Origin of the sequence: Streptomyces albicerus (assembly GCF_008905045.1) — a bacterium.
GTDB classification, from domain to species: Bacteria; Actinomycetota; Actinomycetes; order Streptomycetales; family Streptomycetaceae; genus Streptomyces; species Streptomyces albicerus.
On sequence record NZ_VWMY01000037.1, the window covers coordinates 1 to 16641 of the forward strand.

Sequence of the window (16641 nt, forward strand, 5' to 3'; positions counted from 1 at the left end):
GCTGGGGGAGTGCCGGGCGCAGACCCTCGTACTGGACGTACTTGGGTCTGTGCCCGGTGCGGCGAGTGGGGGCACCTCCCACGCCCTTAAAGGCAGTGGGGGAGCGTGCATGGCGTCGCGGGGCAGACGGGAATTGTCAGACAGGCCCTAGCACCTCGCTGACGAACGCGTTGCGGAACGTGCCCGCGGGGTCCAGCTCCTCGGCCAGGCCCCTGAACTCCCCTATTCGCGGGTAGCGTTCGCGCAGCACCGCCGGCGACACGGTGAACACCTTGCCCCAGTGCGGCCGCGGGTCGAAGGGCGCGAGCGCCTCCTCCACCCGCCGCACCACGGGCAGCACGGCCGCCGTGTCCTCGACCCAGGTGAAGTGGAAGGCCACGGTGTCCCGCCCGTACGCGGGGCTCAGCCACTGAGGGTCCGCGGCGACCGTGCGAACCTCGCAGATCTGCAGCACCGGCGCGATCACCTCACGCATCCCGTCGAGCGCGCGCAGGGCGTCGACCGCGTACGGGCGCGGCAGCAGGTACTCCGACTGGAGCTCGGCGCCGCTGCTCGGCGTGAACTCGGGCCGGAAGTGCGGCAGCCGCTCGTGCCAGGGCCCCGGCACCCCGAACTGCTGGGTGCAGTTCACCGCGGGCATCCCCGGCACCGGATGCATCGCCTCCGTCGCGGGCGCGGCCCACGGGAAGCCGCCCCACGGCTGGTCCGTGCGCCGCTTCACCCACGCCTGGACGAAGCCCGACTGCCGCCAGTCGGTGAACAGGCTCACGCTGTACGCCGACGCCGAAACGGTCTCGAAGTCCAGTTCCGCGAGGGGGAGTTGGCCGAACACCTGCTGGGCCACCTCGAAGTCCGGCTCCAGGTCGAGGGTGAGCGCGGTGACGACACCGAGCGCGCCCAGGGAGGTCACGGCACCGTCGAAACCGGTGTCACCCCGGCCGATCGTGCGGGTCGATCCGTCGGCGAGGACCAGCTCGACCTCCCGTACGGCCGAGGCCAGCGAGCCGTTCGCGTTCCCCGAGCCGTGCGTGCCGGTCGCCACCGAACCCGCCACCGAGATGTGCGGCAAGGAGGCCATGTTGTGCAGCGCGAACCCCCGCTCGTGCACCGCCCGGGCCAGCTCCGCGTACCGCACCCCGCCCGCCACCCGGACCGTACGCGCCGCCGAGTCCACCTCGACCGACGGCGGCAGCGCGGTCAGCGAGAGCAGCACGCCTTCACTGCCGGGGTCGGCGATCTCGTTGAACGAGTGCCCGCTGCCGAGCACGCGTACCCGGTCGCTCTGCGCGACGAGGGTCCGGAGCGCGTCGAGCGAGTGCGGGCGGTGCAGCTCCTTGGCGGAGTAGGCGATGTTGCCCGCCCAGTTGGTCAGGGGCTCTGCCATCCGTCGTCCCTCCCGGGAAGTTTCCGTATCGGTGAGACCACCACGACGTCTCCGGTGCGTACCACGGAATCCCCTCCGAAGGACAGCCCCGTGATCAAGAGCGTACGTCTCCTGTGGCCCGGTCCTGATAACTCGCCGCCACGACCGCGCCCCTTAAGGGGCGCGGGGAACTGCGCGACCAGCCACAGACAACCCGCACTTGTCCACCTCCTGACCCGCGGAGCGCTACCGTAGAGACCGGTTGCTATCCACGACTCGCCAAGCCGGAAGGTCACCCCCTTGCCCGAACGCCCCCTGGCACTGTTCGCCATGACGACCCAGAACGTGCCGCAGATCTTCCCGCCGGAGGTGCTCGCCCGTCTGCGCGGGGCTGTAGAAATCGATCCCACTCTGGCGGTCGAGGACTTCACCGATCCGCGCGTACGGGACGTACTGGCCGAGGCGGAGATCCTGATCACCGGCTGGGGGTGCCCGCACATCGACAAGACCGTGCTGGACGCGGCCCCGAAACTGCGTGCCGTGCTGCACGCGGCGGGCTCGGTCAAGGGCCTCGCCTCGCCCGCGGTCTGGGAGCGCGGCATCGTCGTGTCGTCGGCGGCCGGCGCCAACGCGCTGCCCGTGGCCGAGTACACGCTCGCCATGATCCTGCTCGCTGGCAAGGACCTCTTCGCCCACCGCGACCGCCTCCGCACCCAACGCGCCTTCCCCTACGGGGCGATCGTGCCGGGCATCGGCAACTTCGGCCGCCGCGTCGGCGTGGTCGGAGCCTCCCGGATCGGACGCCGCCTCATCGAACTGCTGCGGCCCTTCGACCTGAAGGTGAGCCTCGCCGACCCGTACGTCGACGCGACGGAGGCCGCCGCCCTCGGCGTCCCTCTGCTGCCGCTCGACGACCTGCTGCGCACCAGTGACATCGTCACCGTCCACGCCCCGCAGACGCCCGAGACCCACCACCTGATCGGCCGCCGAGAACTCGCCCTGATGCCGGCGGGATCGGTGCTCATCAACACCGCGCGCGGCGCCCTCCTCGACCACGACGCGCTCATCGAAGAGCTGCGCGCCGACCGTCTCAGCGCGATCCTCGACGTCACGGACCCGGAGCCGCTGCCCGCCGACTCGCCGCTCTTCGATCTGCCGAACGCGTTCATCACCCCGCACCTCGCCGGCTCGCAGGGCAACGAGGTGGCCCGGCTCGGCCTCACCGTCGCGGAGGAGGCCGAACGGCTGCTGTCCGGACGGACGTTGGCCCACGGGATCGACCACGCCGTCCTGGAGCGCACCGCATGACTCCGACCCTGGCCCTGCGTGCCGACGCCGCCGACGGGGGCGAGCCCCTGCACCACTTCTGGTCCGTCTGCGCGGGCGCGGGCCGCGCGGCCGAGGGTCTGCGCGCCTCCTGGCAGGAGCAGCTGCGCATGGTCGCGACGGGCTGCGGCTTCCGCTACGTACGCTTCCACGGCCTCTTCCACGACGACATGTTCGTGTACCGGCTCGACGACGACGGGCAGGCGGTCCTCAACTACCAGTACGTGGACGACCTTTTCGACCGGCTGCTCGACATGGGCGTACGCCCCTTCGTCGAACTCGGCCTCAGCCCGGGCGACTTGGCGCGCGACAAAAGCACCGTCTTCTGGTGGGGCGCCCACGGCTCCCCGCCCGCCGACCTGGTGGCCTGGACGAGCTTGGTCTCCGCGACCGTGCGCCACTGGGTCGCCCGGTACGGGATCGACGAGGTCCGCCAGTGGTACTTCGATGTGTGGAACGAGCCGAACCTGCACTCCTTCTTCGCCGGCACCCGAAGCGAGTACTACGACCTGTACGCGGCAACCGCCCACGCCCTCAAGGCAATTGACCCGGACCTGCGGGTCGGCGGCCCGGCCACCAGCAACTTCGTGCCGGACGCCCGTTTCGACGGCGAGACCGAGGACAAGAGCGGCCACGTCACGGTCACCGCCGAGAACCGGGACGCCCTGGAATGGCGTCCCGCCTGGCTGGAGCACTTCCTCGACCACTGCGCCCGTGAGCGGCTGCCCGTCGACTTCGTCTCCTGCCACCCGTACCCGACGGACTGGGCGCTCGACCACCACGGCCAGGGCGCCCACTACACACGCGGCGCCGACGCCACGCACAAGGATCTGACGACGGTCCGGAACATCGTCGGCAAGAGCGCCTTCCCGGATGCCGAAATCCACCTCACCGAGTGGAACTCGACCCCCTCCTCACGCGACCACACCCACGACCACCTGCACGCCGCGACCTTCGTCGTGCGGGCGAACCTGGAGTCGATCGGCCTCGTCGACTCGCTCGCGTACTGGACGTTCACGGACGTCTTCGAGGAGATGGGCGCCGGGGACACGGCGTTCCACGGCGGTTTCGGTCTGGTCAACCAGCAGGGCATTCCGAAACCGACGTACCACGCGTACCGGTTCCTGCACGCGCTGGGCGACGAGCTGCTCGCCCGCGAACCGGGGGCCGTCATCACACGCTCGGACGGCCGCCTCACCGCCCTCGCCTACCACTATCCGCCCGAGATGCCGCTGTCCGTCCCGCTCTCCTCCCCGGACCGCACGGTCGCCGAGGAGACCCTCGCGCTGGGCAGCCCACGGCCGTTCGAGCTCGTCCTCACCGGGCTGCCGCCCCGCGCGGCCTTCACCGTGGAGACGCTGGAGCCGGGCGGAGAAGGCGACACCCTGGCCGCCTGGCGCGCACTGGGGGCGCCCGAGCCCCTCTCTCGCGCCGACACCGCGACCCTGCGCACCACAGCGCCGCGTACCGAATCCGTTCGGGCCGACGCGACGGGGGAACTGCGGTACGAGCGGGATCTCGCGCCCTGGTCCGTGGTGCTCGTACGCCAGGAGACCTGGGAGTGAGCCGCCGGTGCCCGTCGCGAGCCGGGTGCCCGGCGTCAGGCCCGGGCCGCGTCTCGTAGGGTGACGTGCACCGATGCGACGTGCACCAATGCGGGGAAGGAGCCGAGCGGTGGCCAAGAAGACGGAGCCCGAGGCGAGCAGGGACGCGTCCACGGTCAGGGACGTCGCCGCGCGGGCGGGAGTCTCCGCCTCGACGGTCTCCCGTGTGCTGGGCGGCACCTACCCGGTCGCCGCGAGCACCCGCGCCCGGGTGCTGAAGGCCATCCGCGAGCTCGACTACGTGGTCAACGCGCACGCCCGCGCGCTGGGCGGCTCGACGAACAAGACGGTGGCGTTCGTCGTCGACGACGTCACCGGCCCCTTCTACGCGCACATCGCGCGCGGAGTGGAGGAGCAGGCGTCCGCCGAGGGCAGGCTCTGCATGCTGTGCACCACGCACGGCGATCCGCAGCGTGTCCTCGCCGTCGTGGAGACGATGCGCGAGCAGCGCGCGGACGCCGTGATCGTCGTCGGCGGCGCCTGGGAGGACAAGGCGTACCACGACCGCATGACGCACTTCGCGCACGCCCTGGACCGGGTCGGCTCACGGCTCGTCCTGGTGGGCCGGCCGCCGCTCGGCCTCGGCGTGCCCGCCACGGTCGTCGACTACGACAACGAGGGCGGCGCCTTCGCGATGACCACGCACCTGCTGTCGGCAGGCCACCGGGCCATCGCCTACGTCGGCCGGATGCCCGGCCTCTCCACCAGCAGCCAGCGCATCAGCGGCTTCACCCGCGCCCACGAGCTGCTGGGCCTCACCCCGGATCCCGGCCTGATCCTCGACAGCCCCTTCACGCGGTCGTACGGGTATCAGGCGACCCGTGAACTCCTCGCGTCCGGACGGGAGTTCACGGCGATCTTCGCGGGCACCGACATGGTCGCGGCGGGCGTGATCCACGCCCTGCGCGAGGCCGGACGGCGCATCCCCGACGACGTGGCCGTCGCGGGCTACGACGACATCCCCGTCGCCCGGGACGTCTATCCCGCCCTCACCACCGTCAACGTCCCCCAGGAAGAGCTCGGCCGCGCCGCCGTCCGCCTGGCCCTGCACCGCGAGGAACTGCCCGACAGCCAGCACCTGGTGCTCGGTACGCATGTGGTGCTGCGGGACTCGACGCGGCGATCGGCTTAGGCCGGTGGGTGATGTGCGGGTCGGCTGTGGCTGGTCGCGCCCACGCCACGCGGCGGAGCCGCATATTGACACAGCCCCGCGCCCCTAGGTGGGGAGGCGTCGGCGTCCCTCACTTTGGCAACCGGTCTCTTTGACCCCGGTTGTCTGCCGCGCCGCGATTACAAGTTCGGAATCCCGTGCAGGCCTGGGGAATTGATGAATCCCGCGCACTATTCTCGGTACGACGTCTTGCCTCCCTCAGAGAGCACCTCTAGCTTCCGTAGAGACCGGTTTCTATGTCGCCGCTTCGTGAGGACCCCGCATGTCCGTCACCAGAAGATCCGTCCTGGCCACAGCCGCCGCAGGCACCGGCACCCTCGCGCTGACCGGCTGGTCCTGGACGGCGGCCGAGCAGGCGTCCGCCGCCGGGGAGGAGGAGAGCGAGGGCGCGAGACGCCTCGACCTCGTCGACTTCGGGGACGCCGACTCCGAGGCGGCCCACGACCTGTACGCCCCGGACTCGGCGGTCGTGGACGGCAACGCGGGTGACAGGGCCCGGGTCGCCAAGCCGCTCGCCACGCCCGGCATCAAGGCGGGCGACCTCCGCTTCACCATGAAGGTCGACCCGCTCCACCAGAACTACCTCACGGTGAAGTTCTGGGGCGGCGACACCTCCACGTACAAGACGATCGCGTACATCAACGGCGAGCAGATCGGCTACCGCCGCTCCGGCGACTACGAGGCGCTGAACACAGGCACCAACCGGCCGCTGCCCGGCCGCTTCTTCTACGCGACGGTGATGCTGCCGCTGGAGCACACCAAGGGGCGCGAGCACGCGGAGATCACCCTGCGGACGTACGACAACGGCTTCACCGCCAAGGTCACCGCCGACTCCCGCGGCTACTACCGGGCCTACACGCACACCGGCGCGTATCTCGACGTGAGCGGCGAACCGCAGGCCGACTTCACACCACCCACGGACACGGTCGCGGACGTGTCCGAGGAGCAGAAGCAGGCACTGGTCGACGGCTATGTGGCAGGCCAGGTGAAGCTCTTCGACGGCTACTCGGCGAAGGTCGACGCCTCGGCCACCGCCCGCCTCAGCATCGTCCGCTACCAGGACGAACTCCGTTTCTACGCCACCGCGTTGACCCAGTCGAGCTGGTGCCCCGCACGGTCCGCCGCCGAGCAGAAGGCGGCGCTGCTGCGCGTCTTCAAGTGCGTCGACAACCACACCAAGGACTACTACGCCAACACGAAACTCCTGGCACGCGGCGGCCATCAGGGCGACTGGGGCGGCTACTACGGAGCACTCGGCGAGGCTCTGTACGTCGTCGAGAACCTGATCGCCGACAACGATGTCTACGGCCGTGAGGCCTTCGAGGCGTTCCTGGACGAGGCCTTCGTGACGGGTACGCAGGAGGGCGAGACGTCGCTCGAGGGCGTCGACTTCGACGGTTCGCCGCTGACCCGCCGGGCCGCCTGGGGCCGCGTCCTGAAGGCCAACTTCGACTACGCCCGCTCGCGGCTCTCGTACATCTACAACCAGGTGATGTACACGTACGAGGGCGCCTGGGAGGCGCACGAGGGACTGCGGGTCATCGGCTCGGCCTTCTACGAGGGCAAGGCGCGCAGCCATCGCATCGCGGACGAGGCGCTCGGCCGGCTGCCCTTCCTCGGCGAAGAGGTGCTCGTCGGACCGGACGGCCAGGACCTGGACCTCTTCCACTCGCTCTTCTACCACGACGCCACGGCCCGCTGGACCGACGACTACATCAAGTACGTCATCAAGGGCCTCGCCAGGTCCAAGCTAGACAAGGACGGCAACGTGGTGCGCCGACTGCCCCTCGGCAAGCACTTCACCACGATCACCGAGGCGGGCCACACCCGCGAGAACGGCTATGTCGCCAACTACGGTGAAGCCACGAACTACCTGCCCGAGTGGTTCCACCGCACCTGGGGCCACCCGGGCGACGAGGACCTGAACGACCGCATCCTGGAACTGGCGCTGCGCAATCTGCACGCCCGCTCCCTCGCCCGGATGACCGACCTCGACGACAACCTCAAACGCACCATGCGCATGGAGATGGTGATCGACGAGCGCAACACCAACTTCCCCGGATTCCCCGGGTACGCGCTGCGCATCTCCGAGGGCAGGATCCTCAACTACGTGTCCCTGGCACGGCACATGGCCGAGCACGCCGGCCGGTACGCCGGAGACGACTGGGCGGCCACCCGTACGTACGCCCGCGAGGCGGTCGGCTTCGCGCAGCAACAGATCGCCGACCACCAGTACTTCAGCTCCTTCGGGTCCGTCACGGGCAAGAACAAGTACGACCTCACGCTCGGCGAGACCTACGCGTACCTGAAGTCCCAGGAGCCGACCGGAATCGTCCACCCGCACACGGACTTCGCGCACTACACGCCCGCCGAACTGACGGCGCTCGGCGTGAAGACCAGCGACTACGAGCGTTTCGCCTGGGTCGACGTGGACTGCATGTTCGTGTCGTTGAGGGACGGCGACCTGCACCTGTGGGGCCAACTCAACGAGCGTCAGCGGGGGTTCGCCCGCAACGGCCGCCTGCACGTCCGGCAGTCGAACCGCGACCACATCGTGCAGATCAACACCAACGGGCGCTTCCGGTACGAGGACTACTGGGCCCGCATGGACAACATCGACGTCGACTTCATGGAGGACCAGCAGACGGGGGACTCCTCGCCCCCGCAGGCCCTCGCGGGCGAACTCGCGCCCATCACCCACCAGCCGGGTGTCGGCACGGTCCGCCGGGAGAACTTCGAGGCGGACCACGCCTATTCGGGCTACCCGGATCTGCTGACCGCCCGCTACGACCGCTACTTCTTCGTCTTCAACACGACACGGAAGGCGTACGGGAACGAGCGCGCGTATGAGGTGGAGGTGCCGTCGTCCGCGGGTTCGGCGGTCCTCGACCTGGTGAGCGGGAAGGAACTCCCGGTGCGCGGCGGCAAGGTGAAGGTGCCGCCGAAGACCGGACTGGTCCTGAGACTTCCTTCGGCCGCGGAGGCCGAACTCCCGCCCGCACACGTCGACTTCGTGCACACGCTGCCCGGCGACGGCGCGGTCACGGTGACCTGGCAGACGACCGCGGGCGCGTCGCACTACGTGGTGCGACGGGCGACGCAGCGGCAGGGTCCGTACGAGGTGCTGTCGGAGAAGGAGACGGGCCGCCACTTCAAGGACACCTCGGCGCGTCCCGGCGAGACGTACTTCTACACGGTCACAGCGGTCAACCGCCAAGGTCCCGGCTGGACTTCGCACACCATCCGGACCGAACTGCCGAAACCCGTGTCGCCCGGGCTCAGGAACTCGGGCTGGCGCGACGACGCCCTCTTCAAGGCGAGACCGGGCAGCACGGTGGTCCGCGGCTCGACGGTCCGCGTGCTCGGCGCGCGGGGCGACGGACTCGGCGAGGGCGACGACTACACGGTGCCCTCCCGTGACATCGAGGACGAACTGCACTACGTGAGCCGCCCCTTGGCGGGAAGCTTCACCCTCACGACCCGTCTCTCCGGCGCGCGCGGCCCGCTCACCGGGCTCATGCTCCGCGACCGGATCGCCGCCGACACCCGCCACCTGTTCTTCGGCGCGGACAAGGACGGACAGCTCGTCTTCCACAACCGCACCCGCGACAGCCGCCACGACTGGCAGGACGACATCCGCTCGCCCATCACGCGGAGGCTCGACGGGCAGACCCTGGCCGCGACGCCGTACCTGCGGATCGTCCGTGACCTCAGCACCCACCGCGTGCACGGCCAGGCGTCGGCCGACGGAAAGACCTGGGTGACCGTCGCGTCCCTCTTCACACCCTTCCCGTACGCGGTCCACGCGGGCTTCGCGGCAACCGGCGACGCGGAGTTCGCGGAGGTGGCGGTGGACGGTCTCGGGCCGAACGCCGTGCTGCTCTCCGTCGAACGGGACGCCGACTCCGCGACCGTCCGCTGGAACAAGCCCGAGGACGCACTGACCTTCACCCTCGCACGCTCAACAGGCGGCGGAGAGTGGGAGGTTGTCGAGAAGGACACGCGCTCGTACGCCTACGAGGACAAGGGCCTGCGCCACGGCACACGCTCCTACAAGGTGTCGGCGACGCTCGTCGGCGGCGGCACCCGCGACTCCGCCATGGCCGTGGCGGTGGCCGAGACCCTTGCCCAAGTCCTCGCCCGGGCCCGGAAGACGGACCCCTCCGAATGGACGAAGAAGTCGTACGGGGCCTTCACCGCCGAACTCGACCGCATCGAGAAGGCGACCGGCGAGCCCGAGGACAAACGCGTCGACGCGGTGTACGCGGCCCATGAACTCCTCGTATCCATCGACACGTTGCTGCGCAGGTTCGCGGTGACGCAGTCCATGGTGGCGGCCTCCACCACCCAGTGGCCCGGCACCGGTACCAAGGAGGCAGCGGGCTGGCGGGCCTTTGACGGCGACACCGCGACCTACACGGACACCACGGCCACCGAGAGCTGGATCGACATCGACGCGGGAGCCGCCGGCCCGATGACCGTCGACCGTATCCGTGTCTTCCCACGCGCCACCCACCCGACCCGCGGCAACGGCACGGTGTTCCGCGGCTCGAACGACGACGGCGCCACGTGGACCGACTTCCACACCCTCACCGGGTTCGCCACCGCCCAGTGGTACGAGATCAGGCTCCCCGAGCGGGCCTCCTACCGGCGGATCCGCGTCTACGACGCCCACGACGGCCGCTGCAACCTCTCGGAGATCGAGTTCTGGTACCAGCTGCCCGACGAGGCGCCGCAGTAGCCTGCCGGAATGCTGACAGGAGCGCTGATCGCCGAGAGCCTGCGCGTGGGCACCGAGCTGGACTCGGTGCCCCTGCGGGTGACCAAGCTGTCCCGGATCGCGGTGGCCTCCGCGACCGCCGCGCAGCCGGGGGAGTGGACCCTCCTCGAGTTCGAGGCACCGGACGAGGACGCCGGGCCGCTGGCGGCGGCCCTCTCCGACTGCCTTGCGAAGAAGGGCGGTTGGTACGTCGACTTCCACACGGCGGACGAGGTCTTCGTGGTCTTCGCCGGCCGTGTTTTCCGCTACGCGCGAGGCGACACGGAGGCCCGCGCCGCGGCGGCGGAGTACGGCAGATCGGCGGGGGTGCCGGAGGCTCAGCTCGACTGGGCCGAGTGACCCACCCCCCCCGCCGCGCATGTCAGACCTCGGTCAGCCAGCGCTCGACCAGTTCGGCGAAGTCCCGGGGCCGTTCCTCGTGGAGGAAGTGGCCGCAGTTCTCGAAGATCTCGACGTGGGACGCCGGATGGGTGAGTGTGCCGCGCTCGAAGTCCGCGGCGGGGGCGTTCGAGTACACGCCCAGGACGGGGTGGGTGCGCCGGGCGAGGTAGGCACGGGTGGCCGGGCGCAGCCCGAAGGCATCCGGGGCGAGATACATGCCGTCGCGGCATCGGGCGAGGACGTCCGGGTCCATGGCGGCCATCAACTTCCGCTGCCGGTCGCGCAGTTCGTCGTGCGCGCCCGGCTGGAACGCGCCCGCCACAAAGCGGGCCGCCCACTCCGAGCCCTCCCGCCGCAGCTCCTCCTGCTGCCCGGGGATCCGCAGCGCCTCCGCCTCGTCCGCGCCGTACGCCGGGTCGACGACCACCAACGCCCGTACGAGATACGGGTGTTCCACCGCGAGAGCCGTGACCGCCTGGCCGCCCATCGAGTGGCCGACGGCGACCACGGGCCCTGGAGCCAGCCCTCGCAGTAGCTCCGCCAGGTCGGCGGCGAAGTCGCGCGGGCCGTAGCCATTCCCCGGTCTCGGGGAGCGGCCGTGGCCCCGCAGATCCGGGACGATCACCCGGTGCCGCCAGTACGGGAGGGTGGGCGCCCAGTCCTCGCCGTCGCCGCCCCAGCCGTGGACGAGGAGGAGAGCAGGCAGCTTGCCCGGGATCACGCCTGGGCGGTCCGTGTGGTGGAGGCGTACCGGTGGGGAGGTCGTCACGAGGGTGACTCTAGACGCGACGCGTGTGCCATGAAGGGACCCGGCACGGCAGGGCCGGGAGGCGGGGCATACCGTGAGGAGTCGAGCACAGCAGCCGGGAGCGAGGAGGACGGGATGGGCAGCCGAACCGCGCTGGTCGAGGATCTGATGGAGAGGTTCCCGCACGTACCGCGGGAGGCCGTCTTCAAGGAGGACCTGCTCCGTGGGGGTGTGGCCTTCGACGACTCGGCGCTCAGCGACAACGAGGACGGGGACGTCAAGCCGAAGTCGTACTTCATCTTCTCCTTCGACCACGGCACGCTGCCCGAGCTGGGCGAAGCCGCGCTCAGGCGTCCGCCCGAGGAGATCATCCTCACCGGCGGCCCGTACGACCTGCGGCGGACCGTCGTGTCCGTGCGCGTCAATCCCTCCTCGCCGTACCGGGTCGCCGCCGGTGAGGACGGCTTGCTCGGGCTCTACCTCGACGGGAAGCGGATCTCGGACGTCGGCGTGCCGCCGATGCCGGAGTACTACCGGCACACGCTCTCCAACGGGAAGTCCGTGATGGAGGTCGCCCCGACGATCCAGTGGGGCTATCTCGTCTACCTCACCGTCTTCCGGGTCTGCCAGTACTTCGGGGCCAAGGAGGAGTGCCAGTACTGCGACATCAACCACAACTGGCGCCAGCACAAGGCGGCGGGCCGGCCGTACACCGGTGTGAAGGACGTCGAGGAGGTCCTCGAAGCACTGGAGATCATCGACCGGTACGACACCGCGAAGGTGTCCACCGCGTACACGCTGACCGGCGGCGCGATCACCTCCAAGCTGCAGGGCCGCGACGAGGCCGACTTCTACGGCCACTACGCCAAGGCCATCGAGGAGCGCTTCCCGGGGCGGTGGATCGGCAAGGTGGTCGCCCAGGCGCTCCCGCGCGACGACGTACAGCGCTTCAAGGACTACGGCGTGCAGATCTACCACCCCAACTACGAGGTGTGGGACCGCCGTCTCTTCGAGCTCTACTGCCCCGGCAAGGAGCGCTACGTCGGCCGCGACGAGTGGCACAGGCGCATCCTCGACTCCGCGGAGATCTTCGGCGCCCGCAACGTCATCCCCAACTTCGTGGCGGGCGTGGAGATGGCGGAGCCCTTCGGCTTCACGACGGTCGACGAGGCCATCGCCTCGACCACGGAAGGCCTGCGCTTCTTCATGTCCCACGGCATCACGCCCCGCTTCACCACATGGTGCCCGGAGCCGACGACGCCGCTCGGCAAGGCCAACCCGCAGGGCGCGCCGCTGGAGTACCACATCCGGCTGCTCGAGGCCTATCGCTCCACGATGGACGACTTCGGACTCTCCTCGCCGCCCGGCTACGGCCCGCCCGGGCCGGGCAACGCGGTCTTCTCCGTGAGTTCGTTCATGGACAGCCTGCCGGCGAACGAGGTGGCGAAAGAGGTCTCCGCGCCCTGAGGAAATGAAGCGGATCAGGCCGACCGTTGAGTCATGAGGGACCGATGGGACGTACTTACTGACGTACGGCTGGGGCTGTGGGGCCTGGTGGGATGTGCAACCGGCGGTAACCGGATCTGCGGGTGCCGCTTGTCAGTTGTGCAGGAACCGTGGAAAACTCGGGTCCCGTCGCAAGACGTCCCCCCAACTCCCGTATTACCCAGGTGAGTTGACCCCGCTTGTGGATGCAGGTGACCTCCCCACCCATGCCAGACCTGCCGACCCCTCAGGACGCCGCCGAGGCAACACTGTTCTCGGAATGCTGGGACGCGGTCCTTTCGTACGCCGATCTCTGCACCGGCGGCGCCACCCACGCACGCCAACTGGCCTCCGAGGCGTTCTCCCGCGGCATACGGGAAGCGCGTGCCGCGGAGGCCGGGACCGGGGCCGGCGGCAGGAGCTTCGGACGCCGGGCCCGCACGCCCCAGCTGCCCCGGATACCGCTGCTCCTGACCGCCGTACGCCAGACGACCGCCGCCTGGGAGGCCCAGGGCCAGGGCCACCGTCTCGACCCCGACCTGCGCCTGTGGCTCAACTCCGACAAGGCCGACCGCTTCTCGGGACCACCCCTGCACCGGCCACTCGCCCTGCGCGGCCTGCGGGACATGCAGGAACCGGACGCCGCGCTGCTGTGGCTGGCCGAGGTCGAGGCACTGCCGCCGGCCGCCGTGGCCCGGAAGCTCGGGCTCGATCCGGCGGGCGCGGCTGAGGAGCTCGAGCAGGTACGCGGTGTGTTCCGCGACCGCTGCCATCGGAATCACCTCGACACTCCGCTCTCCGAGGAGTGCCGGAGCTATGCCCGGCTCCTCGACGCGGTCACCCGGTCACCCGCTGCCGAGGTGCCGCCCGACCTGTCGCGGCATCTCGCGCGATGCGTCGAGTGCGCGGAGGCCGCGTCCTGCCTCCGGCTGGACGGGGGCGGACTGCCCGCCGCGCTCGCGGGTGGGGTGATCGGCTGGGGTGGGCTCGCCTATCTCGAACGACGGCGCAGAGCCGTCGAGTCGGGACTCAGCCGTGGCGCGTCCGACGAAGCGGACGAGCCGGTGGTCGGAGCCGAGGAGGACGGCAGGGCCCGGATCGGTCGGGCCGGACTGCTGGTCGCCGCGGTCGTGGTGTCCTTGCTGGCGCTCATCGTCACGTTGGTGCCCTCCGACTCGAACGACGGTTCCGGCGGTTCCGGCTCCGTGGAGGAGGCGGCGGGGCGGGAGCCGGTGGGGCAGCAGGTGCCCCCGTTCGACTCGCTCCCTTCGGGTTCGGCGGACGGCTCGGCCTCTTCCACCTCCTCTCCGGAGGCGTCGCATTCGGGTTCGGGTACGGGATCCGACCGGGACTCGGGGTCGGACAAAGAGCCTCAGGGCGACGCCACGACCTCGGCCGAGGAGGGCGGAGCCGATCCCAATCCGAGTGAGCCCGCCGTCTGCCACGCCCAATATGAGCTGGTCAACGAGTGGCCGGACGGCTTCCAGGCCACCGTCACCGTCAAGTCCGACTACGCCCTCGACACCTGGCGCGTCAGCTGGTCATTCCGTGACGGGCAGAAGGTGACCCAGATGTGGGACGGAAACTTCGACCAGGACGGCTCGCGGGTGACCGCCACCGCTGCCGAGTACAACAAGTCCGTGGCCGGGGGCGGTTCGTTCGCTCTGGGGTTCCTCGGCTCGTGGAAGGACGGGTACGGCAATTCGGCGCCCCACGAGTTCATGCTGAACGGGCGTAGCTGCACGCACAGTTGAGCGGGGCCGGCCCGGGAAAGTGCCGGGGTGGAAAATCGGTTGGCTCGGGACTGAGGCACGAGCTAAAGTCGCGGTGTCTTCGCGGTGGGGTGCTCTCCGCCGCTGGTGTCGTGCTGATGTGATCAAGGAGGTGTGACCGATGGCTGTCGTTGAGATGGGCGCTGCCCACATCCGCAAGTTCATCGAATCCACCTCTGTGGTCACCGGCTGACAACCTCCTTCTCCGCGCCCGAGTGCGCGCGGCCGGGGCCACCCTTCGAAGGGTCACCCCTTGTCTTTCTCTCCTTCTTCTGTTCCATCTCCACACCCGCTCGCGTCCTACGGCTGGGACGACGCGTGGGCTGCTGAATTCGCCCCCTACCTCGAACGTGGGCTCGTACCGGGGCGGGTCGTACGGGTCGATCGCGGGCAGTGCGATGTCGTGACGGCCGACGGACTCGTACGGGTCGACACCGAGTTCGTGACTCCGAACGATCCACTGCGGGTCATTTGCACCGGGGACTGGGCCGCCGTCGACGTCGGCGGGGATCCTCGGTACGTACAGGCGTATCTGCCGCGCCGTACCGCCTTCGTGCGGTCGACCTCGTCCAAGCGGTCGGAAGGGCAGATCCTCGCCGCCAACGTCGACTTCGCGATCGTCGCGGTGTCACTGGCGGTGGAGCTCGATCTAGGGCGGATCGAGCGGTTTCTCGCTTTGGCCTGGGAGTCCGGGGCGCAGCCGTTGGTCGTACTCACCAAGGCGGACCTCGTACCGGATGCGGAGGGCTTGTCGTATCTGGTGCAGGACGTGGAGACCGCGGCGCCCGGCGTGCCGGTACTGCCGGTCAGTGCCACGGACGGGGTCGGGCTCGATGTGCTCGCCGCCGTCGTGTCCGGGGGGACGACCGTGTTGCTCGGGCAGTCGGGAGCAGGCAAGTCGACGCTCGCGAACGCGCTGCTCGGCGAAGACGTGATGGCTGTCCACACCACGCGTGACGTGGACGGCAAGGGACGACACACGACCACGACCCGGAATCTGCTCGTGCTTCCTGGCGGAGGCGTGCTGATCGATACGCCGGGCCTTCGGGGTGTCGGGCTCTTCGACGCCGAGAGCGGGGTCGGGCAGGTGTTCTCGGAGATCGAGGAACTTGCCGAGTCGTGCCGCTTCCAGGACTGTGCGCATGTGGCCGAACCGGGGTGTGCCGTGTTGTCCGCGGTGGCCTCCGGCGGTTTGGCGGAACGGCGGCTCGAGAGCTATCGGAAGCTGCTTCGGGAGAATCAGCGGATTGTGGCCAAGACCGATGCGCGGGTCCGTGCGGAGCTTCGTAAGGAGTGGAAGCGGCGGGGGGCTGTGGGGCGGGCGGCGATGGAGGTGAAGCGGGGGCGGTGGCAGTGAGCGTGGTGTGATTGTGCGGGTGGTGGCTGTGAGGTCGGTGGGCTTGTGCGGGTGGGTGGGGGCTGGTCGCGCAGTTCCCCGCGCCCCTGAGGTGGTCGGGGTCGGTTTGCTTGTGCGGGTGGGTGGGGGCTGAGCGCGCAGTTCCCCGCGCCCCTGGGTGAGTGGGGGGCGGGGGTGGTGTGGATGCTGCCGGCCCGGTGGTCGTGCGCCTGCCGTTGTCGTGTGGTGGCGGGGCCGCGGCGGGGTATCCGTCCTCGGTCTGGCGCGATTGAGTGCCTTGGCCAGGGAGCCCGGTGCGGACGCGCCATCCGCTGCGGGCGGACACCCCGCCACGTCCCCTCCGGCCGGCGCGGCGCCCACCGGCCGGTGGGTCCCACCCATCCACCGGCCCGCCCCGGCGGTGATGGGACCGCGAGCCCCACACCGAGCGGCAGCCGCCCGCCCGGCGCTGAACGGGGCGCCAGCCCCCACCGGGCCGCAGTCGCCGACGCGCCGGGGGCGGGGCCGTGCCGGTATGTCGGAGTTCGCCGCCTAGGGCTCCCGCAAGGGAGCCGGGCCTGACGATGCCGGGCCGTATGCCCCGCTGCGGCGGACTCGACGTACCGGCACGGCCCCCCCCCCCCCCCCCCCCCCCCCCCCCCCCCCCCCCCCCCC

Annotated in this window: 10 protein-coding genes; 8 read left to right on the forward strand and 2 right to left on the reverse strand. The window is 70.2% G+C overall.

The features are described from left to right. Window positions 1-136: 136 nt before the first annotated feature. Window positions 137-1384, reverse strand: a complete 1248-nt coding sequence (locus GAS53_RS30980) for an FAD-binding protein (RefSeq protein ID WP_151481047.1) — start codon at window positions 1382-1384, stop codon at window positions 137-139. A 279-nt stretch (window positions 1385-1663) separates the two neighbouring features. Here GAS53_RS30980 and GAS53_RS30985 point away from each other — a divergent pair, with 279 nt between their 5' ends. From GAS53_RS30985 to GAS53_RS31005, 5 genes are all read left to right on the forward strand, one after another. Continuing rightward, window positions 1664-2671: a hydroxyacid dehydrogenase gene (locus GAS53_RS30985; RefSeq protein WP_151481048.1), complete on the forward strand. Its 1008-nt coding sequence runs from the start codon at window positions 1664-1666 to the stop codon at window positions 2669-2671. Further along, entirely contained in the window at window positions 2668-4254 is a 1587-nt protein-coding gene (locus GAS53_RS30990) for a GH39 family glycosyl hydrolase (RefSeq protein WP_151481049.1), read from the forward strand. Before GAS53_RS30985 ends, GAS53_RS30990 begins: the two co-directional genes overlap by 4 nt. A gap of 88 nt (window positions 4255-4342) precedes the next feature. Beyond that, window positions 4343-5425, forward strand: a complete 1083-nt coding sequence (locus tag GAS53_RS30995; protein WP_151481127.1) for a LacI family DNA-binding transcriptional regulator — start codon at window positions 4343-4345, stop codon at window positions 5423-5425. A gap of 301 nt (window positions 5426-5726) precedes the next feature. Further along, window positions 5727-10205 carry a fibronectin type III domain-containing protein gene (locus GAS53_RS31000; RefSeq protein WP_151481050.1) on the forward strand — a complete coding sequence of 1493 codons (4479 nt, stop codon included), beginning with the start codon at window positions 5727-5729 and terminating at the stop codon, window positions 10203-10205. A 9-nt stretch (window positions 10206-10214) separates the two neighbouring features. Then, window positions 10215-10583, forward strand: a complete 369-nt coding sequence (locus GAS53_RS31005; RefSeq protein ID WP_151481051.1) for a hypothetical protein — start codon at window positions 10215-10217, stop codon at window positions 10581-10583. Between the two features lie 22 nt (window positions 10584-10605). On the opposite strand, the gene GAS53_RS31010 is transcribed toward GAS53_RS31005, so the two are convergent. Next, window positions 10606-11394 carry an alpha/beta fold hydrolase gene (locus tag GAS53_RS31010; RefSeq protein WP_225859187.1) on the reverse strand — a complete coding sequence of 263 codons (789 nt, stop codon included), beginning with the start codon at window positions 11392-11394 and terminating at the stop codon, window positions 10606-10608. Window positions 11395-11508: 114 nt separating this feature from the next. On the opposite strand from GAS53_RS31010, the gene GAS53_RS31015 reads away from it, so the two are divergent. The 3 genes from GAS53_RS31015 (at window position 11509) to rsgA (ending at window position 15987) form a co-directional block, all read left to right on the forward strand. After that, a complete protein-coding gene (locus tag GAS53_RS31015; protein ID WP_151481052.1) occupies window positions 11509-12840 on the forward strand; it encodes a radical SAM protein in 1332 nt (443 codons plus the stop codon). Between the two features lie 245 nt (window positions 12841-13085). Beyond that, window positions 13086-14612, forward strand: a complete 1527-nt coding sequence (locus tag GAS53_RS31020; RefSeq protein ID WP_151481053.1) for a cellulose-binding domain-containing protein — start codon at window positions 13086-13088, stop codon at window positions 14610-14612. Between the two features lie 271 nt (window positions 14613-14883). Continuing rightward, window positions 14884-15987: a ribosome small subunit-dependent GTPase A gene (rsgA, locus tag GAS53_RS31025; protein WP_151481054.1), complete on the forward strand. Its 1104-nt coding sequence runs from the start codon at window positions 14884-14886 to the stop codon at window positions 15985-15987. Window positions 15988-16641 lie beyond the last annotated feature (654 nt).

What these genes read in the sequence shown, in the direction of transcription:
- GAS53_RS30980 (WP_151481047.1), bottom strand. Translation starts at nt 1,384, where the DNA reads ATGGCAGAGCCCCTGACCAACTGGGCGGGCAACATCGCCTACTCCGCC.
- GAS53_RS30990 (WP_151481049.1), top strand. Translation starts at nt 2,668, where the DNA reads ATGACTCCGACCCTGGCCCTGCGTGCCGACGCCGCCGACGGGGGCGAG.
- GAS53_RS30995 (WP_151481127.1), top strand. Translation starts at nt 4,343, where the DNA reads ATGCGGGGAAGGAGCCGAGCGGTGGCCAAGAAGACGGAGCCCGAGGCG.
- GAS53_RS31000 (WP_151481050.1), top strand. Translation starts at nt 5,727, where the DNA reads ATGTCCGTCACCAGAAGATCCGTCCTGGCCACAGCCGCCGCAGGCACC.
- GAS53_RS31005 (WP_151481051.1), top strand. Translation starts at nt 10,215, where the DNA reads ATGCTGACAGGAGCGCTGATCGCCGAGAGCCTGCGCGTGGGCACCGAG.
- GAS53_RS31015 (WP_151481052.1), top strand. Translation starts at nt 11,509, where the DNA reads ATGGGCAGCCGAACCGCGCTGGTCGAGGATCTGATGGAGAGGTTCCCG.
- GAS53_RS31020 (WP_151481053.1), top strand. Translation starts at nt 13,086, where the DNA reads ATGCCAGACCTGCCGACCCCTCAGGACGCCGCCGAGGCAACACTGTTC.